Annotated in this window: 26 protein-coding genes and 2 tRNA genes; 15 read left to right on the top strand and 13 right to left on the bottom strand. The window is 70.6% G+C overall.

The window, feature by feature from the left end:
• Nucleotides 1-154 precede the first annotated feature (154 nt).
• From FHS22_RS09655 to FHS22_RS09645, 3 genes are all read left to right on the top strand, one after another.
• On the top strand, nt 155-337 hold the full coding sequence (locus FHS22_RS09655; RefSeq protein ID WP_184940314.1) for a hypothetical protein: 183 nt from the start codon (nt 155-157) through the stop codon (nt 335-337).
• A gap of 202 nt (nt 338-539) precedes the next feature.
• Nucleotides 540-1,274 (top strand): hypothetical protein, encoded by a 735-nt coding sequence (locus FHS22_RS09650; RefSeq protein WP_221473449.1) that lies wholly within the window; start codon nt 540-542, stop codon nt 1,272-1,274.
• Between the two features lie 182 nt (nt 1,275-1,456).
• Nucleotides 1,457-1,651, top strand: coding sequence for a hypothetical protein (locus FHS22_RS09645; RefSeq protein ID WP_184940312.1), 195 nt, complete (start codon nt 1,457-1,459; stop codon nt 1,649-1,651).
• Between the two features lie 405 nt (nt 1,652-2,056).
• Here FHS22_RS09645 and FHS22_RS09640 read toward each other — a convergent pair whose 3' ends face one another.
• Nucleotides 2,057-2,344, bottom strand: coding sequence for a DUF4287 domain-containing protein (locus FHS22_RS09640; RefSeq protein WP_184940310.1), 288 nt, complete (start codon nt 2,342-2,344; stop codon nt 2,057-2,059).
• A gap of 219 nt (nt 2,345-2,563) precedes the next feature.
• Between FHS22_RS09640 and FHS22_RS09635 the strand changes: the two genes are divergently transcribed.
• The 3 genes from FHS22_RS09635 to FHS22_RS09625 all read left to right on the top strand — a co-directional run bounded on the left by FHS22_RS09635 (nt 2,564) and on the right by FHS22_RS09625 (nt 4,848).
• Nucleotides 2,564-3,058 (top strand): helix-turn-helix domain-containing protein, encoded by a 495-nt coding sequence (locus FHS22_RS09635; RefSeq protein WP_184940308.1) that lies wholly within the window; start codon nt 2,564-2,566, stop codon nt 3,056-3,058.
• Between the two features lie 434 nt (nt 3,059-3,492).
• On the top strand, nt 3,493-4,119 hold the full coding sequence (locus FHS22_RS09630; RefSeq protein ID WP_184940306.1) for a DsbA family oxidoreductase: 627 nt from the start codon (nt 3,493-3,495) through the stop codon (nt 4,117-4,119).
• Nucleotides 4,120-4,254: 135 nt separating this feature from the next.
• A complete protein-coding gene (locus FHS22_RS09625) occupies nt 4,255-4,848 on the top strand; it encodes a hypothetical protein (RefSeq protein ID WP_184940304.1) in 594 nt (197 codons plus the stop codon).
• Between the two features lie 213 nt (nt 4,849-5,061).
• On the opposite strand, the gene FHS22_RS09620 is transcribed toward FHS22_RS09625, so the two are convergent.
• The 3 genes from FHS22_RS09620 to FHS22_RS09610 form a co-directional block, all read right to left on the bottom strand.
• On the bottom strand, nt 5,062-5,634 hold the full coding sequence (locus tag FHS22_RS09620; protein WP_184940302.1) for a DUF6461 domain-containing protein: 573 nt from the start codon (nt 5,632-5,634) through the stop codon (nt 5,062-5,064).
• A gap of 518 nt (nt 5,635-6,152) precedes the next feature.
• Nucleotides 6,153-6,563, bottom strand: coding sequence for a VOC family protein (locus FHS22_RS09615; RefSeq protein ID WP_184940300.1), 411 nt, complete (start codon nt 6,561-6,563; stop codon nt 6,153-6,155).
• Between the two features lie 37 nt (nt 6,564-6,600).
• Nucleotides 6,601-6,885, bottom strand: coding sequence for a DUF7710 domain-containing protein (locus tag FHS22_RS09610; protein ID WP_221473447.1), 285 nt, complete (start codon nt 6,883-6,885; stop codon nt 6,601-6,603).
• Nucleotides 6,886-7,329: 444 nt separating this feature from the next.
• On the opposite strand from FHS22_RS09610, the gene FHS22_RS09605 reads away from it, so the two are divergent.
• Nucleotides 7,330-8,289, top strand: coding sequence for an ankyrin repeat domain-containing protein (locus FHS22_RS09605; RefSeq protein WP_184940298.1), 960 nt, complete (start codon nt 7,330-7,332; stop codon nt 8,287-8,289).
• 55 nt (nt 8,290-8,344) lie between these two features.
• Here FHS22_RS09605 and FHS22_RS09600 read toward each other — a convergent pair.
• From FHS22_RS09600 to galU, 7 genes are all read right to left on the bottom strand, one after another.
• A tRNA-Ala gene (locus FHS22_RS09600) sits at nt 8,345-8,421 on the bottom strand.
• Between the two features lie 65 nt (nt 8,422-8,486).
• Nucleotides 8,487-9,131: a divisome protein SepX/GlpR gene (gene sepX / locus FHS22_RS09595; protein WP_184940296.1), complete on the bottom strand. Its 645-nt coding sequence runs from the start codon at nt 9,129-9,131 to the stop codon at nt 8,487-8,489.
• Nucleotides 9,132-9,255: 124 nt separating this feature from the next.
• Nucleotides 9,256-9,900, bottom strand: a complete 645-nt coding sequence (locus FHS22_RS09590; RefSeq protein WP_184940295.1) for a GNAT family N-acetyltransferase — start codon at nt 9,898-9,900, stop codon at nt 9,256-9,258.
• 45 nt (nt 9,901-9,945) lie between these two features.
• The gene (locus FHS22_RS09585; RefSeq protein ID WP_184940293.1) at nt 9,946-10,419 is read right to left on the bottom strand and encodes a MogA/MoaB family molybdenum cofactor biosynthesis protein; all 474 of its coding nucleotides are present in this window, start codon (nt 10,417-10,419) and stop codon (nt 9,946-9,948) included.
• Nucleotides 10,420-10,430: 11 nt separating this feature from the next.
• Nucleotides 10,431-10,901 carry a cyclic pyranopterin monophosphate synthase MoaC gene (moaC, locus tag FHS22_RS09580; RefSeq protein ID WP_184940292.1) on the bottom strand — a complete coding sequence of 157 codons (471 nt, stop codon included), beginning with the start codon at nt 10,899-10,901 and terminating at the stop codon, nt 10,431-10,433.
• A 55-nt stretch (nt 10,902-10,956) separates the two neighbouring features.
• Complete coding sequence (gene glp / locus FHS22_RS09575; protein ID WP_184940731.1) at nt 10,957-12,144, bottom strand: molybdotransferase-like divisome protein Glp; 1,188 nt, start codon at nt 12,142-12,144, stop codon at nt 10,957-10,959.
• 14 nt (nt 12,145-12,158) lie between these two features.
• Nucleotides 12,159-13,058, bottom strand: a complete 900-nt coding sequence (gene galU / locus FHS22_RS09570) for a UTP--glucose-1-phosphate uridylyltransferase GalU (RefSeq protein WP_184940290.1) — start codon at nt 13,056-13,058, stop codon at nt 12,159-12,161.
• Here galU and FHS22_RS09565 point away from each other — a divergent pair.
• The 3 genes from FHS22_RS09565 (at nt 13,057) to FHS22_RS09555 (ending at nt 15,650) form a co-directional block, all read left to right on the top strand.
• Nucleotides 13,057-13,671: a 5-formyltetrahydrofolate cyclo-ligase gene (locus FHS22_RS09565; protein WP_184940288.1), complete on the top strand. Its 615-nt coding sequence runs from the start codon at nt 13,057-13,059 to the stop codon at nt 13,669-13,671. The genes galU and FHS22_RS09565 overlap by 2 nt on opposite strands.
• Before the next feature lie 35 nt (nt 13,672-13,706).
• Entirely contained in the window at nt 13,707-15,212 is a 1,506-nt protein-coding gene (locus FHS22_RS09560; RefSeq protein WP_184940287.1) for a potassium/proton antiporter, read from the top strand.
• A 144-nt stretch (nt 15,213-15,356) separates the two neighbouring features.
• Nucleotides 15,357-15,650, top strand: a complete 294-nt coding sequence (locus FHS22_RS09555) for an FmdB family zinc ribbon protein (RefSeq protein ID WP_184940285.1) — start codon at nt 15,357-15,359, stop codon at nt 15,648-15,650.
• 1 nt (nt 15,651) lies between these two features.
• Here FHS22_RS09555 and FHS22_RS09550 read toward each other — a convergent pair whose 3' ends face one another.
• On the bottom strand, nt 15,652-17,649 hold the full coding sequence (locus FHS22_RS09550; protein ID WP_184940283.1) for an MFS transporter: 1,998 nt from the start codon (nt 17,647-17,649) through the stop codon (nt 15,652-15,654).
• 129 nt (nt 17,650-17,778) lie between these two features.
• Here FHS22_RS09550 and FHS22_RS09545 point away from each other — a divergent pair, with 129 nt between their 5' ends.
• The 3 genes from FHS22_RS09545 to mscL all read left to right on the top strand — a co-directional run bounded on the left by FHS22_RS09545 (nt 17,779) and on the right by mscL (nt 19,819).
• Complete coding sequence (locus FHS22_RS09545) at nt 17,779-18,588, top strand: S-methyl-5'-thioadenosine phosphorylase (protein ID WP_184940281.1); 810 nt, start codon at nt 17,779-17,781, stop codon at nt 18,586-18,588.
• Nucleotides 18,589-18,659: 71 nt separating this feature from the next.
• On the top strand, nt 18,660-19,307 hold the full coding sequence (locus FHS22_RS09540) for an RcpC/CpaB family pilus assembly protein (RefSeq protein ID WP_184940279.1): 648 nt from the start codon (nt 18,660-18,662) through the stop codon (nt 19,305-19,307).
• Nucleotides 19,308-19,393: 86 nt separating this feature from the next.
• Complete coding sequence (gene mscL / locus FHS22_RS09535; protein ID WP_184940278.1) at nt 19,394-19,819, top strand: large conductance mechanosensitive channel protein MscL; 426 nt, start codon at nt 19,394-19,396, stop codon at nt 19,817-19,819.
• Nucleotides 19,820-19,852: 33 nt separating this feature from the next.
• Here the strand turns inward: mscL and FHS22_RS09530 are convergent, their stop codons facing one another.
• On the bottom strand, nt 19,853-20,896 hold the full coding sequence (locus FHS22_RS09530) for a M15 family metallopeptidase (protein WP_184940276.1): 1,044 nt from the start codon (nt 20,894-20,896) through the stop codon (nt 19,853-19,855).
• Between the two features lie 241 nt (nt 20,897-21,137).
• Between FHS22_RS09530 and FHS22_RS09525 the strand changes: the two genes are divergently transcribed.
• Together FHS22_RS09525 and FHS22_RS09520 are read left to right on the top strand one after the other, a co-directional pair.
• Nucleotides 21,138-21,584, top strand: a complete 447-nt coding sequence (locus tag FHS22_RS09525) for a hypothetical protein (RefSeq protein WP_184940275.1) — start codon at nt 21,138-21,140, stop codon at nt 21,582-21,584.
• Between the two features lie 549 nt (nt 21,585-22,133).
• Nucleotides 22,134-22,209 (top strand) — tRNA-Arg (locus tag FHS22_RS09520).
• The last annotated feature ends 414 nt before the right edge of the window (nt 22,210-22,623 follow it).

Below are 22,623 nucleotides of genomic sequence, written 5' to 3'. Positions count from 1 at the left end.
GATCACCGAGATCGTCCCAGAAGCGCGGCGGAACCGGCCAGACCATCCACAGCCGGAGCTCTCAGCCGGCTCCGCGGGGTTGCGTGTCTGGACTGCCATGTGTGCGTAGCCGCAAGGACTGGTGTGCCGCCTGTCTGTTTGGTTGGCTGGCGTCATGATGGCTTTCCGGAGCCCCGAGCGGTCCCCGGGGCGCGCCCTGGCGAAGCTGACCGTGCTGACGCTGCTGTTGGGTGTCATGCTCGCTGCGGGCGCGTGGTGGGCGCTGGCGACGGGGTGGGACGCGCTGCTGGATGCCCTGTGGGATCTCCTGCCGCTGGGGCTGCCCCGCGTCCGTTAGCGGATGAGCCGGATCGGACGGCACTTCGCCGTGATCCGGCTGCCGGGCGGATGCGCGGTGGACCGGTCATCGCCGAATTCCAGATCTGGATCGAAGTCCGTGAAGCGGTCGCGGACAGTGGTCCAGGGGAGCTTGTCACCGGCATGACCACCGGGGTTGCCACTCCGGCAGATTGCCGGCCCGGCCTGCCATCGTGGCCCGCATGACGACAACCGATCCCTTTCTCCCGGCGCTGGGGCCGATCAGAGAAAGGCGATCGCCAGAGGGCGAGCAGCCCACGTTTGCGGAGGAGAGCAAAGCCCGCTCGGCCGAGCCCCTGACGCCTGATCATCTTGATCCCATCGACGTGGCATTCCTGCGACTTTTCGCTGACTCCGGCTCACGGGACCCCCTTCCTGATGGCTACCGTGCATCCGTGACGCTCACCGATGACGAGATGGCCACTCTGCTCGCACCCGCCGGACTCCACCTCATAGAGCGGAGAAGCCGGGATGAAGTCCGGTTGCCTCCGCTTCCCCCGTACCACTCACCCGGGAGCGCCGGCCCCGAGCACGGCCGGTTCGACTCCCACCCGGACGAGATACCTGGTGTCGACGACCTGGACATGCCGGACAAGGTCAATGCGAGCTGGTTCCGGATGGCGACGGAGTACGGGCTCTTCAACGAAGACCGCGAGTTCCTGCTCGCGGTCACCTACTCCGAGAGCGATGACGTGGACGACATAGAGGAGCACAGGGCGTGGGTCCGAGTGCGGCTCCTCGACGAGTGGGACTGGGTCGCGAGTGAAGTAGATCAGTTGCGGAGCTGGATCGCCGGGACGTTCACGACACGCTTCGTACCGGAGTTCACAGTCGTGTCCCTGGACGGGCGGATGATGATGAACACCACCGTCTGGGGCAACGGCACCGTCAGCACCATCGCCATCCGCCCCGAGTAAGAGACCGAGGCTTGCCCCTGAAGTGCGGACACCGCAACGCCTCGGTGACGGAGACCGTCTACCGCAAGCAGCTCCGCCCGATGCTCCTGGAAGGAGCCGAGGCCATGGACCAGCTGTTCCCTGACTGATTTCATGCCGTGGCATCATCGTCCGGCTCGGTCCGTCCCCGCGAAGGATGATCAGTGAAACCTCAGAACCGATCTCACATGTTCCCCCTGACCCTCGGGTGGGCCGTTCTCCTCCTGGGGGGATGCGGGGCGGTCGCCAGTGGTGTCGACAACGACGCCATCCCCTTCCTGATCGCCAATTCCGCCGTCGGGCTGGGCTGCATCCTGACCTCCGCCGTGATGGCGATCTCCGGTCGCGACCCCGAGTAGCGGGCATAGCGCTCAGTCGGTCACCCAGGAACGCCAGAAGCCGCTCCCGACTTCTCGGAAATGACCTCTGACCTGGATGGAGATGAGGGGATTCGAACCCCCGACCCCTCCGACGCGAACCCGTGGGCTTGATCCGGTGGGACGCATCGCCTCCGATCAGCGGATGCCGTCCGGTGCCGTCGGGTACCACGACGGTGACATCCGTTGATCTCTGCTGCGCTCTCCCGCCAGCGGGGCCGCTGACTTTTCGCAGACTCCGGCGCGGTCGCCCCGGGACCCATCGCGTTTCATCCGACGTGATACCTCACCGCGTGGCTTCACCGTGGTCACGGCCCACCGCTCGGGAGCACGCGGGTCTCGCATCCGTACGGTCGCCGTCTCCGGCCACGGCGACCGGCAGCCGCATCAGGGCCGGTTCTTCTTTCCGTCCAGCCAGAGCGTGTCAGACTCGTCACGGTGGGAGCCGGAGCCGCCGACGTGCTTGGCATCGATCTTCGGCCCGTTCTTGATCACATGCACTAGCGCCATCGCGTGTCCGCGCCCGAGACCGTAGTCCTGCTTCAGCCAGTCAACGATCACGCCCGCTTTCGTGGACGGGTCATCGAAACCGCGCTCCTTCGCCAGCGCGATGAACTCACGCGGGGTGAGGCCGGTCTTGTCCTCGATGTTGTCCAAGTACGCCTGGAACGACATGCCTGTCTCCGTTCGCCGTGGACCGCCGGTCCGCGATCTCCTACCCGTACGGTTCCGCATGAGCAGGCCCACCGGCCGATCCGTTCCGGTCACTCATCACGACCGTCGATCCGCGTCGTCGGCGCGTGGTGCCTCCCATTGCATTTCCGGAGTGAACGATCCCGTGTGGCAACGACCGAATCAACCCGCGATCAGCGAAGGGGCGTTTAGCCGGACTCAATGACGGAGGCCGCGGCGCTGGAACGGCAGGAGATCCAGGTGCTCCTGGTGCTCGCCGACGAGTTGCACTTCACCCGCACCGCCGAACGCCTGCGGCTCACTCCGGGACGCATCAGCCAGGCGGTCAAGAAGGTGGAGCGGCTGATCGGCGCGCCATTGTTCGAACGGGCCAGCCGCCAGGTCCGGCTGGCACCGCTCGGCAGGCAGTCGGCCGACGACCTGAGGCCGCACGTCGGCGGCATCCGGAATGCCCTCCAACGGGCGATCGACGCCGGGCGCGGCGTCAGCGGCGTCCTACGCGGCGGCTTCCTCGGCGCGCTCGCCCTCCAGCGAGCGTGTGCGCGAGTTCGTCCGAGCGGCGAAGGCGACGGGCCCACTCGACTGACGGCGCCGCCTCGCTTCCGGTGGTGCGCACCGCAGTGCCACAAGTCACCCGGCAATGCAGAAGACCGCTCCCGATCTCTTGGAAGCGGTCTCTGGCCCGGGTGGAGATGAGGGGATTCGAACCCCTGCCCCTTCGACGCGAACCCGGTGGGACGTGCCACCCCTGATCACCGGGCGCCATCCGATGCCGGGCACCGCTCGGTCCAGAGAAAGCCCCCTTGATCTCAACCATGGTCGAGGTTGCAGGATGAGCCACCGAACCTGCGGCCGATCACGAGGAGCATCAGGTGAGCACCGATCCCGGGTCCTGTCCGATCTCCGTGCGGCCCTGGAGGGTCCCTTCGGGAGGGACGGAGCGCGTATGAGCGGCATGCCCACCCACACCGCCGTCCGTGGGGTCGGCCCCGGACCGCAGCGCCTCGGCTCCTGACCGCACCTGCGTCTCGCCCGGCGGGCCGTCTCCCGGCCGGGCGGAGACCCCGCTCCTTCATGCCATCGAGGTGGGGTTCCACCGCCGGCGGCGGTCAATCGAGGAAAGGACGTTCATGAAGGTCGAAATCTATGCCGATGTGCTGTGCCCATGGTGCTATATCGGCAAAAGACGCTTGGCGGCGGCACTGGAGACGGTCGCCGACCGTGACGACGTGGAGCTCGTGTGGCGCAGCTACGAGCTCGCACCGGATGGAGGCCGGGTTCCTGGGCCGACGGCCGCCGAAGCCATGGCCGGGTGGTGGGGCGATCAGGCTGCAGCCCGTATCGCGCAGATCCGGTCGTTGGGCGTCGCCGAAGGACTGGAGCTCAACCTGCACCTGGCCCGACCGGTGAACACCTTCGACGCGCACCGGCTGTGCCACCTGGCGGCCGATCGCGGCCGGGGAGACCAGATGATGGAGCGTCTGCTGCGCGCATATCACACCGAAGGTCTCAACGTGGCCGACCTTCAGGTTCTGCGGTTCCTGGGCGGCGAGACCGGTCTGGCCGATGACGAGGTGCGCGCCGTCCTCACCGGCGACGGCTACGCGGACGCCGTACGAGCCGATCGGCGCCGGGCGATCGAGTGCGGTGTCGCCGGAGTCCCCTCCCTGGTGATTGACGGCGCCCGGCCGGTCCCCGGCGTCCAGTCCCCCGCCGCGCTGCGTGAGCTGCTGGAGTCTGGCCGCGCTCTTCCCTGACCTGCGGCGCTGTTACGCGACCTGGCTCGTCGCCGGAAGAATCACCCGCATGGTTTCCGAGCGGACAGAAGGCCCGATTCCACCACCTGGGGTCGGGCCTTCATCATGCGGCCCGGCCTCCACCACAATGATCATGTGATCGATTACTACCGCGATTTCTTCGAACAGCATCAGTGGCTGGAGGACGGACTCTCCTGGACCGTGGTGCAACCCCTCAACGAAGAGATCACCCCAGGCGACCTCCTGCGACGGATGAACGGGGGCCGCGATCCCGAACAGCGCACCATGGAGTACCCGCGGGAGGAGGCCATGGACGAGGACCGGCCCGTCCTCCTCGTCTCCGAGGGCGAAGGGACCTGGGGCTTCCTCGAACTCGCCTACGGCTTCGGCCTGTCCGACCGCGTCCTCATGGAGCTCAGCGAAGAATCACGCGTATGGATGGTGACCTGGCACTTCAACGGCGGCTACACGGTTCTCTACGCGGCCGGCGGCGAGATCAGGGCGCGGATGCGCGACTTCATCTTCACCGAGCACATCTTCGAGCAAGGCGATCCGAACGTCCTGGCCGGCTTCCGCACCATGCTCGACAGCCTGGGCCCGGAAGACTACAGCGGTAAGCGCAGTGCGGCGTTCGCCTTCATCGAGGCTGCCACCGGTATGAGAATCGAAGCCGGGTGGCCGGATGTGGAGGACGCCCCCGTCGTCATCCTCGACAACCCTGACGCCTGATCCGGCCGCCAGCCGATCCCTCCCCACGGCAGTTCGCCGCTCCGAGGACGTCTGCTGACTTTTCGCCGACCCCGGCCCGTCCGTGATCGTCCGGCCCGGTCCGCGGCCGTTGTCACCCCGTTGCTCACCCGGCTCTCCATCGGCCGCTTCCCCTGCCGGCCATGGAACTCCCCCACTGCGGCAGGGTGACGATCCAAGGACCGACGGCCGGCATTACGACGTGGCCGGTTCCGGGACGACGCCCCACATGAGCGTGGAGCCTTTCAGCAGTTGTTCTGTCACCCTGATCCCGGTCAGGTGCTCGACGAGCAGGAAGGCCGGCCCCTCGTAGGGCCGGGGAAACGATGGATAGAGCTTGTCGATCTCCGCCATCGTGTCCACGAGTTCGCCCGGGGTCTCCTCGAAGTAGTTGTCCTCGTCGCCCCAGGCGAATCTGATCTCGCCGTCCTCGCACCAGTAGAGGTAGTCGATGTCCTCGATGCCGAGTGCGGCTTGGGAGACCAGGCGGGTGCCTTCGGAGAGTTGAGTGATCACCTCTTCACGGGTGCCGAGCCAGTCAGGATCGAAAACGAACGTCCAGTCGCCGATGGAGGTGACACCGAGGGGATCCCCGTGGCTCGGGTAGTGATCCGGGTCGTCGGGGAAGGGGCCTGGCGTGAACTCCTCCCATCGACCGCCGAGGCGGGCGACCACCTGTTCAGGCGTGGCACGGACGTAGACGAAGCTGTAGCACTCCCCTCCGTATTCACCGCGGAGCCAGGAGACATCGAGGGGCTGCATGGTCATGTCGTCATGCTGCCGGCCGCCACCGACAGGCGCGGGCTCCGCCGTCACCCGCCTCGACCGGAACGTCGTGCTGCTGTGCGGGATCCCCAAGGGCAGGCAGGGCCGTCCGTCCAAGTCGCTCACCCCGGAGCAGGCGGAAGCCGTACTCAAGGCGTCCGAGAGTACGGCGCTGCACGCCTGCATCGTGCTCTCACTGCTGCTGGGGGCGCGGACGGAGGGACTGCGGGCGCCCACCTGGTCCCACATCGGCCTCGACGGCACCCCGCCGCCCATCATCGTCCGGCGCTCGGTCCGGGAGGGCGGCGACACCAGGACCCGAAAGTCCACCGAGGAGTGGACACCCCACGGGACACGGCACAGCTTCGTCTTCCTGCCGTCCGACTCCGGCATCCCGCTGGAGAACATCTCCCGCCTGGTCGGCCACTGCAGCACCTCGGTGACGGAGGCCGTCTACCGCATGCCATCCGGCCGCGTAGAGGGCAACGCCGTGGCGGATCGGCGGTCGACGAGCAGGCCTTCTAGCCGCGCTCGGGCCAGACCGGGCCCTGGTCGGTCCAGACGACGCCCTTGTTGCGGCACAGACAGAAGGGATGGCCGATCGGGTCGGTGTAGATCCGCCAGCCGTAGCCGTCGGGGCCGATGAAGTCCTGCCGCAGCGTCGCGCCGAGGTCGAGGATGCGGCGCTGCTCGGACTCGATCTCGTCCACTTCGAAGTCGAGGTGGAACTGCTTGGGGTGCTCGCTGTCGGGCCACTGCGGAGCGCGGTAGCCGTCCACCCGGATGAAGGCCAGCTCGACCTCGCCGAACTTGATGCCGGCCCAGTTCTCGTCGCTGCCTTCCTTGATCGGTCGGCCCGTCACCTCAGAGTAGAAGGCCGCCAGCTTCATCGTGTCCGGGCAGTCAATGATGAAATCGGTGAGTCGCAGCATTCCGCGATCTTGGCACAAGATCTTTGATACAGGCTCCTTAGTCCGGGTTCCCATCGGTGTAGTGGAAGTGCTCCTGGTACGCGGTCGTGAAGCGCCCGACGAACGAGGGGGTCTGCTGGTGAGCGGCGCGAGGCTGGAAGTGGCCGTGCTCGATCGCCCAGTCGTAGACCCCCGTGTCGAGGGGGTACTCCGTGAGCATCCCCGTCAGCTCGCCGATCTTGATCCAGGACTCGGCGCGCTCTCGCGTCCGGAACACGCCGGACGGCCACCGAGCGCCCTCGCCCAGAAAAACCCACACGGTCGCGGGGCTGGAATCACTCACTGCTGAGACACCTCGTCACTGGATTCCGCGAAGTCCGGGACACGGACCCGGTGGACGGACCGTAGTCACTCAGTCGATCACCCGGCAACGCGGAAGGCCGCTCCCGATCTCTCGGAAGCAGCCTCCGACCTGGGCGGAGATGAGGGGATTCGAACCCCTGACCCCTTCGACGTGAGCCCCGGTGGCGCGTGCCGCTCCTGGTCACTGGATGCCGTCCGGTGCCGTCAGGTGCGGCAAGGATGACGTCCGTTGATCCCGGTTGCGCTTCCGTGCCAACGGGTTCGCTGACTTTTCGCTGGCTTCACCCAGCCGTCCACAGACCGGTATGGCCATGATCTGCGGAGGATGTCCTTCGTAGACCAATCGTGGCACCGGCCCGAATCTGTCGGCCCCATCCGCCATGATCGGCATTCGCATGTCCTGTACGTCCCCTCAAGGAGTGCCATGGCCGCCACCGACGGTGTCAGATGGTGGGACATCAACAATTGGGCAGATCTCGACCTGGTCCGCGCCGAGCTCGCCGCAGGCGCCGATCCGAACTACGGCGCGCATGTCTTCGAAAAGCCGCTGCACGCCGCGGCTGATCGCGGCTCACCCGAGGTGGTCGCCGAACTGGCCAGGCTCGTCGATGACGTCGACGCGGAACGCGAGGGCCGTACCGCGCTGTGGATGGCCGTCTTCGAAGGCCGCACCGACAACGCCCGAGCCCTCGTCTCCGCCGGGGCGGACCCGTGGCGCCCCATGATGGCGGACTGGTCCCCCGGCCGCCTCAGCCTGGCCGGCCCCACTCCCGACCTCTTCCCCCTTCCCGCACCGGAGGTCGGCCTGTCCGAGGCCGAGGCCGCCGCCGCGAGGGAAGCCAGACGTCTCATTCCCGCGCTGGAAGACTCGCTGAGAGACATCTATTACGACGACCTGAGCCTGGCCTGCGTGGCCGACGTCAGCGCAGCCGAGGCGGCAGCGCGACTGGAAGCCACACCTGCCGACGACATGGACATGGATGCGCTCTACGAGTGCCCGTGGAACAAGCCGGACGCCGAGCTGATCGTCGGTATCACGGACGTGCCCGGCGGCTGCGTCATCATCCAACCCTGGGGATACACCGCGTCCACTCGCGGTGTCGCCAAACGCGTCTCACCGGGCACGGTCTGCTACAGCATGTACGTCTTGGGTGGCAATGGCGGATACATCGCCCGAGACGGCGCAGTCTCAGCCTGGCAGCCGCACAGCGCCTACACCATGCCCCTTGACGCCCCTGCCGAGAAGATTCTCGCCGCCTACCTCTACCGCGACCACTCTGTGGCGTTTTGCTGCGCCGGCGCAAGCCTGCGGCTGACCGACGGCGGGCCGATCATCGGCTCCGACATGTGGCTCAGGCTGCCCGAACGAGACTGGCGGACCTGACCTGCGGAGATGGCGGAAGGCCCGGCTCCATGATCTGGAACCGGGCCTTCCGACTTGGTGGAGATGAGGGGATTCGAACCCCTGACCCCTTCGATGCGAACGAAGTGCGCTACCGGACTGCGCTACATCCCCAAGACGTGCTCTAGGTTAGCAAACATCCAGGGGCACTCGCGCCACCGAAGCGCCGATCACGTGACTCAGTCGCCGACCGCGCGGGCCGGAGGCTCGGCGTACTGGTCGAAGATCTCGTCACGGGCCGCGGCGATCTCGATGACCTCGGCCACCGGGCGCATGGCCTCCCGCGCCGCCCGTTCGGCGGCGCGGCGGCGGGCGAGCCTGGCACGTTCCGCGCGGGCCCGGGCGGCGGCCCGGCGGCGTTCGGCGTCGACCCGGACCGAGACGCGCAGCACGCTCAGGTAGGCGCCCAGGAGGACCGCCGAGGGCGCCGCCCCCCACCAGGGGATCACCCGGACGGCGGCGGTCACCACCGAGGCGAGCAGCAGCAGCACGCACCAGAACGTCAGCCGCCTGCGCTTGGCCACGATCTTCGCCCGGCGGCGCAGCTCTGCCCGGCGCCGCTCGGCCCGGCCGGGCACGGGCTTGAGCTGGGGCCCGGTCTCAGGGCCCGCGTCGGGCTCCGGCCCGTCCCCGGGCTCGGAACGGAGCTCTCCCTCCGGCGCCGCCCCCGGCCCCTCCGCCTCGGCGGGCTGCTCGTCCTGGACGTACGGCTCCGCGACGTCGTGGAACTCGTCGAAGGTGCCGCGGTCGCGGCGCAGCCACATGGGCACGAGCACGCACAACCACATGACGACGATGGCCAGATACAGGACTACGCTGCTCACGGCCACCTCCGGGCAGCACGAAGACGCCGGGGGTCCATCGGCGCCCTCGATGTGCTCACGTCACGCACCGTAAGACCGCGTGTCACTATTTGACGAGCATCCAATGCGGTGTGTCGCGAGATCTTCAAACCTCTTCGTGGGAGGCGCCGCCGCGGGAGGCGGCCTCGCGGTCGCGCCGCCACCGAACCAGCAGGCCCCGGGGCGCGTCCTCGACCGTGAGCGCGTAGCAGATGTGGTCGCGCCACGCGCCGTCGATGTGCAGGTGCCGGCGGCGGACGCCCTCCTCCCGGAAGCCGAGCTTCTCGACCACCCGGCGGCTGGCGTGGTTCTCCGGCCGGATGTTGGCCTCCACCCGGTGCAGTCCGGTGGTGAAGAAGCAGTGGTCGACCGCCATGGCCACCGCGGTCGGGGTGATCCCCCGCCCGGCCAGCGCGCCGTCGATCCAGTAGCCGATCTGCGCCGACCTGGCCGAGCCCCAGACGACGGCCCCCACGGTGAGCTGTCCGGCGAAGGCGCCCTCGTAGGTCACCACCCAGGGCAGCGCGAGCCCCTGCCTGGCCTCCCGGCGCAGGGAGCCCGCCATCGAGACGTAGGGGCCGAGGCCGGTCCGGAACAGGGGTGTCTCCGGGTTGCTCGGTTCCCAGGGGCGGAGCCAGGCGGCGTTGCGCAGCCGCGACTCGCGCCAGACGCGCACGTCCCGCAGGCGCAGCGGCCGGAGTCCCACCGGGCCCTCGGTCAGGGTCACCGGCCAGCCACGAAGTCGATCCACGCCCTCATCATCTCCCGAAGACACGCTCCCGTGCCACGGTGCAGGTCAGCGCGGGTGGTCCCCGCCCCGGATCTGGTCCACGGCGTGCGCCAGGACGGGGGCGAGTACGGCCATGCCGTCGCGGACCCCGCCGGAGGAGCCGGGCAGGTTCACGACCAGGGTGCGGCCCGCCTGGCCGGCCAGGCCGCGGGAGAGGATCGAGGTCGGCACCCTGTCCCGGTCGGCCTGGCGGATCGCCTCGGCGATCCCGGGGATCTCCCGGTCGAGCACCCTGCGGGTCATCTCCGGCGTCAGGTCGGCGGGGGTCAGCCCGGTCCCGCCGGTGGTGACGATCACGTCGTAGCCTTCGGCCACGCCGGATCTGAGCGCCTCCTCGACGGGTTCGCCGTCGGGGACCACCTGCGGGCCGTCCACCTCGCATCCGGCCTCGGCGAGCAGCCCGGCCAGGAGCTTTCCCGACCTGTCCTCGTAGATCCCGGCCGACGCCCGGTTGGACGCCGTGATCACCAGAGCTCGCACGCGCTTCCCTCCTACGGCCGGGTCCAGACGCCGGTCTTGCCGCCGGTCTTCTCCTCGACCCGGACATCGGTGATCACGGCCGCGGGGTCCACGGCCTTGACCATGTCGATCAGCGCGAGCGCGGCGACCGTGACGGCGGTCAGCGCCTCCATCTCGACGCCGGTCCGGTCGGCGGTCTTCACCCGGGCGGTGATCTCCACCCCGTCGTCGGCGACGGCCAGCTCGACCTTCACGCCGTGCAGCGCGATCGGGTGGCAGAGCGGGATCAGGTCGGGCGTGCGCTTGGCCCCCATGATCCCGGCGATCCGCGCGGTGCCGATCGCGTCGCCCTTGGGGACGTCCCCGGACCTGAGCAGGCCCACGGCCTCGGCCGAGAGCAGCACCCTGCCGGTGGCGGCGGCCGTACGGACCGAGACGTCCTTGGCCGAGACGTCCACCATGCGGGCGGCGCCCGTCTCGTCGATATGGGTGAATCCGGTCATGCCGTCTCCCCTGCCAGTGGTCCGGCGCCCGCGCCGTACCTGTCGATCCGGTCGTTCACAGCGGGATGACCTCCACGGACGCCCCCTCGGGCAGCTCGGTGACGTCCTCCGGGACGACGATCAGGGCGTTGGCCGAGGCCAGGGCAGCGAGCTGGTGGGAGCCCTGGCGGAGCACCGGGGCCACGGTGCCCAGGGGGCCGAGCACGCCGCGCAGGTACGACCGCTTGCCCGCCGGCGAGCGGAGCGGGGCGCTGGTCACGGCGGGCACCGTCGGGGTGGGCCCCGCGGGCAGGCCCCGCATCTTGCGCAGCGCCGGGCGGACGAACAGCATGAACGAGACGAAAGACGAGACCGGGTTGCCCGGCAGCGTGAAGACCGGCACCTGGTCCTCGCCCACGACGCCGAAGCCCTGGGGCATGCCCGGCTGCATGGCGACGCGCTCGAACCGGACCGTGCCGAGCGGGCCGAGGGCCTCCTTGACCGGTTCGTACGCGCCCATGGAGACCCCGCCGCTGGTGATCACCATGTCGGCCCTGACGAGCTGGGCGTCGAGCTGGTCCATGAACCGGGCGGCGTCGTCGGCGACGATCCCGGCCCGGTAGCCCTCGCCGCCCGCCTCGCGGACCGCGGCGATCAGGGTGTAGCTGTTGGACTCCCAGATCTGGCCGGGGGCCAGCGGGACGCCCGGCTCGGCCAGCTCGGCCCCGGTGGAGATCACCACGACCCGGGGGCGGGGCCGTACCAGCACCCGGCGCCGGCCGACGCCGGCCAGGATGCCGAGCTGGGCGGGACCGATCACGGTCCCCTCCGGCAGCACCGGCTCGCCGGGGCGCACATCCTCGCCCGCCCGGCGGATCGCGTTGCCCCTCGGCGCGGACCGGCCGATCCCGACCCGGGCGGTGCCGCCGTCGGTCCACTCGACCGGGATCACCGTGTCGGCCCCGGCGGGCATCGGCGCGCCGGTCATGATCCGCACGGCCATCCCCTGGCCGAGCGCGTGCAGGCGGCCGTCGCCGGCGGCGACGTCGTCGATCACCGGCAGCGTCACCGGGACGTCCGCGACGTCCTCGGCCCGTACGGCGTAGCCGTCCATGGCCGAGTTGTCGAACGGCGGCAGCGGGACCGGGGAGGTCACCTCCTCGGCCAGCGTGGTGCCGAGCGCCTGCTCCAGTTCCAGCTCCAGCGGGGCGAGCGTCCGCACGGTGCCCAGGATGTCGGCGAGGTGGTCGTCGACCGATCTCATCGGGATCGTCTGGTTCATCGTGAGCCCAGGAAGTCCTTCAGCCAGGGCAGGAACTCCGGCGCCAGGTCGGGCCGGTCGGCGGCGAACTGCACGACCGTGCGCAGGTAGTCGAGCTTGTTGCCGGTGTCGTAGCGGCGGCCCCGGAACAGCACGCCGTGGACCGGCCCGCCGCCGTCGACGTCCCGGCCGGCCAGCGTGCGCAGGGCGTCGGTGAGCTGGATCTCGCCGCCGCGGCCCGGCGGAGTGTTCTCCAGGACCTCGAAGACGGCCGGGTCGATCACGTAGCGGCCGATGATCGCCCAGTTGGACGGCGCCTCCTCGGCCGGGGGCTTCTCCACCAGGTCGGTCACCCGGACCACGTCGTCCTCGGCGGTGGGCTCGATGGCGGCGCAGCCGTACAGGGAGACCTGCTCCCTGGGGACCTCCATCAGCGCGATGACGCTGCCGCCGTGGGTCGCGCGGACCTCGATCATGCGTTTGAGCAGCTCGTCGCGGGGGTCGATCAGGTCGTCGCCGAGCAGGCAGGCGAACGGGTTGCGGCCCACGTGCTGCTTGGCGCAGAGCACCGCGTGGCCGAGGCCGCGCGGCTCGCCCTGCCGTACGTAGTGGAGGGTCGCCAGGTCGGCGGGCTCGCGCACCTGGGAGAGGCGCTCGTCGTCGCCCTTGGCCTCCAGCACGTCTTCGAGCTCGATCGCCCGGTCGAAGTGGTCCTCGATGGAGCGCTTGTTCTTTCCCGTCACCATGAGCACGTCGAGCAGCCCGGCGGAGACGGCCTCCTCGACGACATACTGGATCGCGGGTTTGTCGACGATCGGCAGCATCTCCTTGGGCGTCGCCTTGGTCGCCGGAAGGAAGCGGGTGCCCAGACCCGCCGCGGGAACGACGGCTTTCGTCACAGGATCGAAGTCGGCCATGACCGAAACCATAGTGGAGGGATCTGTGGAGAAGCTGAAGCTGCGCCGGGCGATCGAGGCCGCGCGTGCCGCGCTCCCCGAAGACGAGCGGCATGCGGCTTCCGTCCAGATAAGGGAGTCCCTGCTGGACCGGCCCTGGGTGCAGATGGCCGGGCTGGTCGCCTGCTACTGGTCCGTCGGGGCCGAACCCGCGACGCACGGGCTGGTCTTCGCCCTGTGGAAGCACGGCGCGACGGTGATGCTCCCGGTGCTCCGGCCGGACGACGACCTCGACTGGGCGGTGTACGACGGGCCCGACACCCTGGCCCCCGGCCGTTTCGGGATCATGGAGCCGGTGGACGCCCGGCGCGGCGTCGACGCGATCAGGACCGCCGCCCTGGTGATCGTCCCCGCGCTGGCGGTCGACCGGTCCACCGGGGTGCGGCTCGGCCGGGGCGGCGGCTCCTACGACCGCGCCCTGGCGAGGGTCGGACCGAACGTGCCGACGGTCGCGCTGCTCCACGAGGGCGAACTGCTGGACGGCGTCCCCGCGGAGGCCCATGACCGGGCGGTCCGCTACGCTGCGTCACCGAGCGGCATTGTCCGGGTGGGGACAGGAAACCCTGTCGAATAGGACACAATGGTCCCCAGAAGACGAGAGGGGGCCAGATGGACTGGAACATCTGGCTGCTTCTCGGCGCGCTCATCGTCATGGCCGCCATCGTCGCGGTGCGCGTCGCCCACTGGAGCGGGCTGCCGAGCCTGCTCATCTTCCTCGGCTTCGGCCTGGTCATCGGCGAGTCCGGCCTCGGGTTCCAGTTCGACGACGCCGAGCTGGCCCAGCAGCTCGGCCTGATCGCGCTGGCGATCATCCTGGCCGAGGGAGGCCTGACCACCACCTGGAGCCAGGTCAAGGGCTCCATCCCCACCGCGCTGGTGCTGGCCACCGCGGGCGTCGGGGTGAGCATCGCCGCCGTCGCCGCGCCGGTGCACTTCCTGCTCGGCGCGGACTGGCGGACCTCGCTCCTGCTCGGCGCGATCCTCGCCTCCACCGACGCCGCGGCCGTCTTCTCCGTCCTGCGCCGGCTGCCTCTGCCCCGGCGGCTCTCCGGCACCCTGGAGGCCGAGTCCGGCTTCAACGACGCCCCCGTCGTCATCGCCGTGATGCTGCTGAGCACCAGCGCCTCGCCCAGCCTCTGGGGCGCGCTGGGCGAGGTGGTCTTCGAGCTGGCGGTGGGCGCGGGCATCGGCCTCGTGGTCGGCCCCTTCGGGGTGTACGCGCTGCGCCACGTCGCGCTGCCGGCCTCCGGCCTCTACCCGATCGCGGTCCTCGCGCTCGCCTTCGTCGCCTACGCGGGAGCCGTACAGCTGCACGGCAGCGGTTTCCTCGCCGTCTACCTGGCCGCGCTGGTCATGGGCAACTCCAGGATGCCGCACCGCGCCGCCAGCCGGGGCTTCGCCGAGGGCGTCGCCTGGCTGGCCCAGATCGGCCTGTTCGTCATGCTCGGCCTGCTGGCCAGCCCGTCGGAGATGCCGTCGGCGATCGTCCCCGGCCTGGTGGCGGGCCTGATCCTGGTCGCGGTGGCCCGGCCGCTGTCCATCACCGTCTCGGCCCTCCTCGTACGGCTGGCGGGCGTCGACCGGCTGGACTGGCGGGAGCAGGCGTTCCTGTCGTGGGCCGGGCTGCGCGGCGCGGTGCCGATCGTGCTCGCCACCATTCCCTGGGCCGCCACCTCGGTCGACGACGCCACCGCCAGGTTCGTGTTCAACGAGGTCTTCGTCATCGTGGTCGTCTACACCCTGCTGCAGGGGCCCACGCTGCCGTGGGTGGCGCGGGTCCTCGGGGTGTCCGTCCTGGACGAGGCGCGCGACCTGGAGGTGGAGTCGGCGCCGCTGGAGGAGCTCAAGGCCGACCTGCTGCAGATCAGGGTGCCGCAGACGTCCAGGCTGCACGGTGTGGAGATCTTCGAGCTCCGGCTGCCCTCCGACGCCCAGGTCACGCTCATCGTCCGGGACGGCAGGACGTTCGTGCCGTCGGACTCCACCAGGATCAGGACCGACGACCAGCTTCTCGTGGTGGCCACCGCCGCCTGCCGGGAGGTCGTGGAGCAGCGGCTGCGCGCGATCAGCCGCCGGGGCAAGCTCGCCGGGTGGTTCGGCGAGCGCGGTACGTGACCCCCCGGTCGCACGGTGTCCGCTCTTTCCATGCCTCGGACGGAATGTGATGGCTCCGGCTCGCGTTTATGCTTGTCGACGCCTTACCATTAGCAGTCGCGTCAGTCGAGTGCCAATCGGCGCGGCCCGAACGAGGAGGAGAGCGTGCCCACCTACCAGTACGCCTGCACCGCCTGTGACAACCAGTTCGAGATCGTCCAGAAGTTCACGGACGACGCGCTCACCGTGTGCCCGAGCTGCCAGGGCGAGCTGCGCAAGGTGTTCTCGGCGGTCGGCATCGTCTTCAAGGGCTCCGGCTTCTACCGGACCGACAACCGGTCGTCCGGCTCGTCCAGCACGGTGAGCTCCACCACGCCGGCGTCCTCGGCGCCGGCCTCCGCGGAGTCCAAGCCCGCCGCCCCCGCCGCGACCCCGGCGCCCGCCCCCGCGGCCTCCTGAGTCACGGGCCCGCGGGGCGGTCGGCCGCCGCGCCGAGCAGTTCCCCGGGGAGCCTGTCCAGCAGCTCGCGCAGCTCCGGATGCTCCCCGGGACGCCAGTCCTCGACCAGCCGGGCCAGGCTGCCGCGGGCCTCGGCGACCAGCCGGTCGGCGGCCCGCTCCCCGTCCGGGGTGAGCTCCAGGCAGGATCCGTCCTCCGTCCGGCGGATCAGGCCGCGCTCCACCAGCTCCCTGGCGTACGGCCGGCCCTCCTCGACCGTCACGCCCGCCCGTTCGGCGAGTTCCGCGCCGGCCTGGCGGCCGTGCGTGCCCAGGCGCGTGACCAGCCAGACCGAACCGGCCGGCAGGTCGGGGAAGCCGGAGGCGTCGCCCAGCCTGCGGTAGTAGTCGCGGCGCATCTCGGCGCCGGCCAGCCGCCACAGCCCGCGCTCCACCTCGTCGAGCGACGACCGCTCGGTGGGCGCCGCCCCGTAGCCCTCGCCCAGGTCGGCGGCCTTGGTGGTCTCCCGCAGCGGCATCTCCGGCAGCAGCCAGGCCACGGCGAAGGCGGCCAGCGCCACCGGCGCGCCGAACAGGAAGACCCGGGCGATCGCGTCGGAGTACGCCTCCAGGAACGCCCTGGCGGCCTCCGGAGGCAGCCGCCGGATGACCGTCGGGTCGCCCTGCACGGCGTCGGCGAGGCCCGGCGGGAGCCGTACCGTCCCGGAGAGCCGGGCCAGGTCGTCGGTGAGCCGCGAGGTGAAGATCGATCCGGCGAGCGCGACGCCGAACGAACCTCCGATCGAGCGGAAGAACGTGGCCCCCGAGGTGGCCACCCCCAGGTCGTCGAAGTCCACGGCGTTCTGCACCACGATCACCAGGACCTGCATGACCATGCCCAGCCCGATGCCCAGGACGAGCAGGTAGAGGCCGAGTTCGAGGGTGGAGATGCCGGCGTGCAGCCGCGAGAGCAGGTAGAGGCCGAGCGCCGCGACCGCGCTGCCGGTGATCGGGAAGGGCTTGTACCGCCCGGTCCTGGAGATGATCTGCCCGCTGACGACCGAGGTGCCGAGCATGCCCGCCATCATCGGCAGCAGGTGCAGCCCCGAGAGGGTGGGCGAGATCCCCTGCACCACCTGGAGGAAGAGCGGCATGTACGTGAGCGCGCCGAACATCGCCAGGCCCACGATGAAACCGACCAGCGACGCCACGTTGAAGGCGCGCAGCCGGAACAGCCGGAGCGGCAGCACGGGCTCCGCGGCCCGCCGCTCGGCCAGCCACCAGAGCAGGCCGAGCACCACCGCCGCGACCCCCAGCCCGATGATGACGGGGTCGCCCCACGGGTAGACGCCCCCGCCCCACGTGGTCACCAGCACCAGGCAGGCGGCGGCGCCGCCGAGGAAGACGATGCCGAAGTAGTCGATGGAGTGCCTGGTGCGGCGGCTCCCGGCGGGGAGCACGGCCGCGACCACGGCCAGCGCGAGGACGCCGATCGGCAGGTTGACGTAGAAGACCCAGTGCCAGGACAGGTGGTCCACGAACAGTCCGCCGAGCAGCGGCCCGGCGATGCTGGAGACGGCGAACACGGCCCCGAACAATCCCTGGTACTTCGCCCTCTCCCGGGCGGGGACCACGTCCGCGACGATCGCCTGGGCGAGCACCATGAGCCCGCCGCCGCCGAGCCCCTGGAGCGCGCGGAACCCGATGAGCTGGCCCATGTTCTGGGAGAGGCCGCACAGCGCCGAGCCGGCCAGGAAGACGACGATCGCGCCCTCGAACAGCCTCTTGCGGCCGTACTGGTCGCCGAGCTTCCCCCAGAGCGGGGTCGAGACCGTCGAGGCGAGCATGTAGGACGTGACCACCCAGGAGAGGTGGTCCAGCCCGCCCAGATCGCCCACGATCGTCGGCAGCGCGGTGGAGACGATCGTCTGGTCCAGCGCCGCGAGGAGCATGCTGAGCATGAGGGCGCCGAGGATCAGCCCCAGTCCTCCCGCGTCCCGCCTGGTCTCCTGTACGTGCATTCCGTCCCCCTGATCACTGTACGGGGGTCACTACCCATAGCGACCGGACAGTCACATTACGGATACGGTTATCCACAGGCCGGACCCGGTCCTCGTTGACGGCCCGCCCGTACCGCTAATGTCTGCGCCATGGTCACTCGCGCGGACGTCGGGGTCATCGGCGGCTCAGGTTTCTACTCCCTGCTCGACGACACCACGGAGGTCGAGGTCTCCACTCCGTACGGCCCGCCCAGCGACGCCGTCACCGTCGGGCGCGTCGGCTCGCGGCCGGTGGCGTTCATCCCCCGCCACGGGCGCGACCACCGCCTCCCGCCCCACCGCATCCCCTACCGCGCCAACCTGTGGGCCCTGCGCTCCCTCGGCGTCCGGCAGGTCCTCGCCCCCAGCGCCGTGGGCTCGCTCCGCCCCGAGCTCGGCCCGGGCACCCTGGTCGTCCCCGACCAGCTCGTCGACCGCACCTCCGGCCGCGTGCAGACCTACTACGACGCCGGCGGCGTGGTCCACGTCCCCTTCGCCGACCCCTACTGCCCCGCGGGCCGCGCCGCCGCCGTCGCGGCCGCCGGGTCCGCCGGCTGGGAGGTGGCCGACGGCGGCACCCTGGTGGTCATCGAGGGGCCCCGCTTCTCCACCCGCGCAGAGTCCCGCTGGTTCACCGCGAACGGCTGGACGATCGTCGGCATGACCGGCTTCCCCGAGTCCGTCCTCGCCCGCGAGCTGGCCATGTGCTACACGTCGCTCTCCCTGGTCACCGACCACGACGCCGGGGTCGAGGCGGGCGAGGGCGTCACCCACGAGGAGGTCCTGGCCTTCTTCGCCGCCAACGTCACCCGGATGCGCTCGCTGGTCACCGACCTCGTCACCGCCCTCCCGCAGGACCGCGCCTGCTCCTGCGGCAACGCCCTCGACGGGCTGAAGCTCCCCTTCGAGATCCCCCAGTAGCCTCTCCGGCAGTTCCTCCCGACCGCCCCCGGGCACCGCGCCGCCCGGCTCCCGTCCCCTGGAGTTCAGTCGTGCGCGCTCCTCTCGGGCCTCCGGGCCCCCTCTCCCCCGGCCGGCGCCTCCTCCGCGGCCTCCTCGGCCGGCGCCGCCGGGTCCTCGCCACCGTCCTGGCCGCCCTCGCCGCGGCGTGCGCCGTGATCGGGCTGCGGCCGGACGGCGGCGCGTCCGTGACCGTGCTCGCGGCGGCCCGCGACCTCCCCGGCGGCGTGCTGACCGCCGCCGACGTCAAGCCCGTGGCCCTGCGGCCCGGCACCGCCCCCGACGGCGCGCTGAGACCGGGCGCGCCGGTCGCCGGGCGGGTCCTGGCCGGTCCCGTCCGGCGCGGCGAGCCCCTCACCGACGTCCGCCTGCTCGGCCCGGACCTGCTGGCCGCCCGCACCCCCGGTACGGTCGCCACCCCGGTCCGCGTCTCCGACCCCGAGAGCGCCCGCCTGCTCTCCCCGGGCAACCTCGTGAACGTGCTGGCCGCCCCCTCCGACTGGGACGGTTCGGCTCCCGCCAGGACCGTGGCCGAGGACGTCCCGGTCCTCGCCCTGCCCCCGGGCGGGTCCGACCGGGGTGCGCTCGTCGTGCTGGCCACCACCCCGGGGCAGGCGGCCGAGCTCGCCTCGGCGCAGGCCGGCGGCCGGCTCTCGATCACCATCTCCTCCGCCCGGTGATAACCCGGTCACGGACGGGTAATAAGACCTCCGCCCTGCCGGGACGGGCCGGTGGGAGCAGCCGAACCCCCGGGCTAGGAGTGGCCATGCTGAGCGGATTCAAGAAGTTCCTACTGCGCGGAAACGTCCTGGAACTGGCCGTCGCCGTGATGATCGGCACGGCGTTCAACGCCATCGTGCAGTCCCTCGTCAAGGACGTCTTCACCCCGATGCTCGCGGCGATCGGCGGCCAGCCGCGCTTCGAGGACCTGGTGCTGCACGTGGGCTCCAGCCCGATCAGATACGGCGTCTTCCTCAACGCGGTGTTCTCGTTCCTGATCATGGCGGCGGTCGTCTACTTCTTCGTCATCACCCCGTACGAGAAACTGACCGCCCGGTTCTCCACGCCGGAGGAGACCACCCTGCGCGAGTGCCCGGAGTGCCTGTCCGAGATCCCCAAGGCCGCGGTCCGCTGCTCGCACTGCACCGCCCAGATCGCGCCGATGACGGACGACAGCAGGCCGGCGACCTGACGCGCCGGGGCGGGAGCAGAGGCCGGCGGCGGGTCAGAGCAGGGAGCCGAGCTTCGGGTCGTACTCCCAGTGCCAGGGCTCGAAGGGGCTGACGTAGGCCCACTGCGGGTGGATCCACCCGTACTCCTTGCCGTTGGCCTCCAGCCAGTTGAACTCCGCCGAGCGGAAGTTCTGCACGCCCCCGCACAGGTCGACGGCGAGCCCGAGCCCGTGGTTGCTGCGGCCGGGGATGGCGGCCAGTCCCGGACGGCGGTAGTAGACCGACTGCTGCTCCGCCAGGCTCCGGTAGCTGTCCGTCACGCATATGGGCTTGCCGAACCGCTTGCGGTAGGCCTCGTTCAGGCTGATGAACGCGAGCGCCGCGTCGGCCCGGAGCTCCTGGCCGCGCTGCTGGAGCGGGCAGAGGTAGAGCTTCGGGATCAGGCCGTTGGGCAGGTCGCCGATCGAGGCCGCCTTCGTCGGGTTGCAGCCCCCCGCCGCCTGACCGGACTTGTCGACCTTCACGCCGAGCTTCACCAGCGCCTTGGTCAGCGACTTGACGATCTTGTCGGAGCGCGCCTGGAGCGTCTGGATCTCGGCGCCCATCTGCGCCTCGGAGAGCAGGTTGCCCGCCCGGATCTCCTGCGCCTCGGCGGCGAGCCGCTCCCGCTCGGCGTGCAGCCGGCCGCTCTCCTCCAGGACCCGCTCCCGCTCCTCCACGAGCTGCGTCGCGTCGGTCATGGCCCGCAACGTGGAGACGTCGGAGCCGCCGGACATGAGGCTCGCCAGGTCCCCGCCGATCGGCTGCTGGTAGAGCAGGCCGACGAGGTCCGAGAGCGGCTGCCGCACCTGGGCGAAGGCCCGCTCGGCGGCCTGCAGCTCACGCAGCTTGGCGGTGAGCTCCTTCTCCGACGCCTGGATCTCGGCCCGCCGCTGCTCCAGCGCCTTGGTCGCGACCTCGAGATCCTTCGCCGCCTTCTCGGCCTCCCTGCGGAGCTCCACGAGGTTCACCGGCTCCCGGACGAGGACGCTCCGGACCTCCCGGGCCTCCACCGGCGCCCGCTCCGCGGCGGCGGCTCCCGGTGAGAGGGAAATCATCGTCGCGACGACGGCGATCAGACCCGCTGATCGTCGAGGTGGCACGTTCGACCCCTCCGTTTGCGAACTCGTGACCTGGGTCAGCCACGCACGCTACTACAGCTCACCGAGTGCACGAGCCACACTCTGCACAGCCGCTATGCGTCGAACGCCCGGTTCCGCCAACTTTTCCGGCAAACCTTCCGGCAGCCTCCTTCAGACTTCCTTCCGCGCGTTCTCCGCGCAGACCTCCCACAGCCAGGTGTCCTTCCACTCCGCCGAACACCCGGCCTCCGCGTCCGCTCCCGGCTCCGTCTTCACCCGCGTCCCCGCCCCCGCCTTCGTCCCGCCCGGCCCCGAACCCACGCCGGCGCCGTCCGCCCCCGCGCCCGTCCGCACGCCGTCCGAGCCCGGCTTCGCCTCCGCGCCCGCCTTCGTGCCCGCGCCCGCCTTCGTGCCCGCGTCCGCCTTCGTGCCCGCGTCCGCCTTCGTGCCCGCGCCCGGATTCGCCGCTGCGCCCGGCCCCGTCGCCGCGCCGTGCGAGCCGGACCCCGCGCGCGTCCCCGGCCCCGCCCCCGTACGGACCTCCGCCGAGCCGCCGAACGGCCTCTGCGCCGCCCCCCACGCCCACGAATTCCGGCCCGAGCCGTCCTCCGCGCCGGGCGAGGATCCCGCGTCCCGCCGTACCGACCGCACCCAGGGCACGTGAGGCTCCGTCCCCCACCCCGCACCGGGCGCCACGCCTCCCGGCCCGTGAGGAGAGGAGGCGCCCAGAGCTGCGGAGGGCACCCAGCCCCCGTACGTCCGGTCGGGCGAGGCGGGCGAGCGCGGAGGCACCAGCCTCGGCTCCGTCACCTCCGCCCGGGCGGGCATGATCGCGACCGACATCGCGGCGACCACCCCTTCCCAGCGCTCCACGTGCTCCACGTGCTCTGCGGCGGGCTCCGCGCTCGCGACGACCGCATCGGGCGCCTTCCGGTACCCGGTGAGCTCCGCCACGAAGAGACCGCCGGCCAGCAGCGCGGGAGCACATATCGCCGCACACAGCACCACCGGCCGCAGCACCCGCCGCGTCTGGACCCGCCTCTGCCGTCCTCTGATCACAAAGCGTGACGCTAGTCATCCCGACACTCCGGGCACCCGTCGGCTTACCATCCCTTTGCCGCAGGTCAGCGAAGGGATGACTCGTTCCTGTTCGCCAGACCTCTCCCGACCGCGCATGCACGCCCCATTTTCGCTACTCTTACATGCAGACCCTGCCTCCGTAGCTCAGGGGATAGAGCACCGCTCTCCTAAAGCGGGTGTCGCATGTTCGAATCATGCCGGGGGCACCATCTCCACCAGCCGTCAGGCCCCTGACCAGGGGCTTAGTTCGGCCCCTCTCAGCGATCACATGCAGCCGGGTGCCGTCGTGTGCAGCCCTAGGCCAATGATCGGGGACATATGGGGGACGATCTTAAAGGCGTTTCCCCAGGTCGTTACCCGTAACTCAGCGACTCGCAGAGCGAGCCGACGCCACTCCCGTAGAGTCCGCTCATGGCCCGCCGTATCGACCGGTCCACCACTAGACGAGTAAGTCCTAAAGCTGAGAGCGGGTACGGCGACGCCTACCAGCTGAGGAGCCCACCCGTGAGGCGCGTCCGTGGTGGGACAGGTGTCGCCCACCCGGGCCGTGCCCCAGGACAGCTGAACCTGTCCTCCACGCCAGGACACCGACGACGAAGGGTGTTGAGGATCGATGTGTGACC

Origin of the sequence: Thiemannella venezuelensis (assembly GCF_014203605.1) — a bacterium.
GTDB classification, from domain to species: Bacteria; Actinomycetota; Actinomycetes; order Streptosporangiales; family Streptosporangiaceae; genus Planomonospora_A; species Planomonospora_A venezuelensis.
This window is presented reverse-complemented; position numbering and strand designations above follow the sequence as displayed.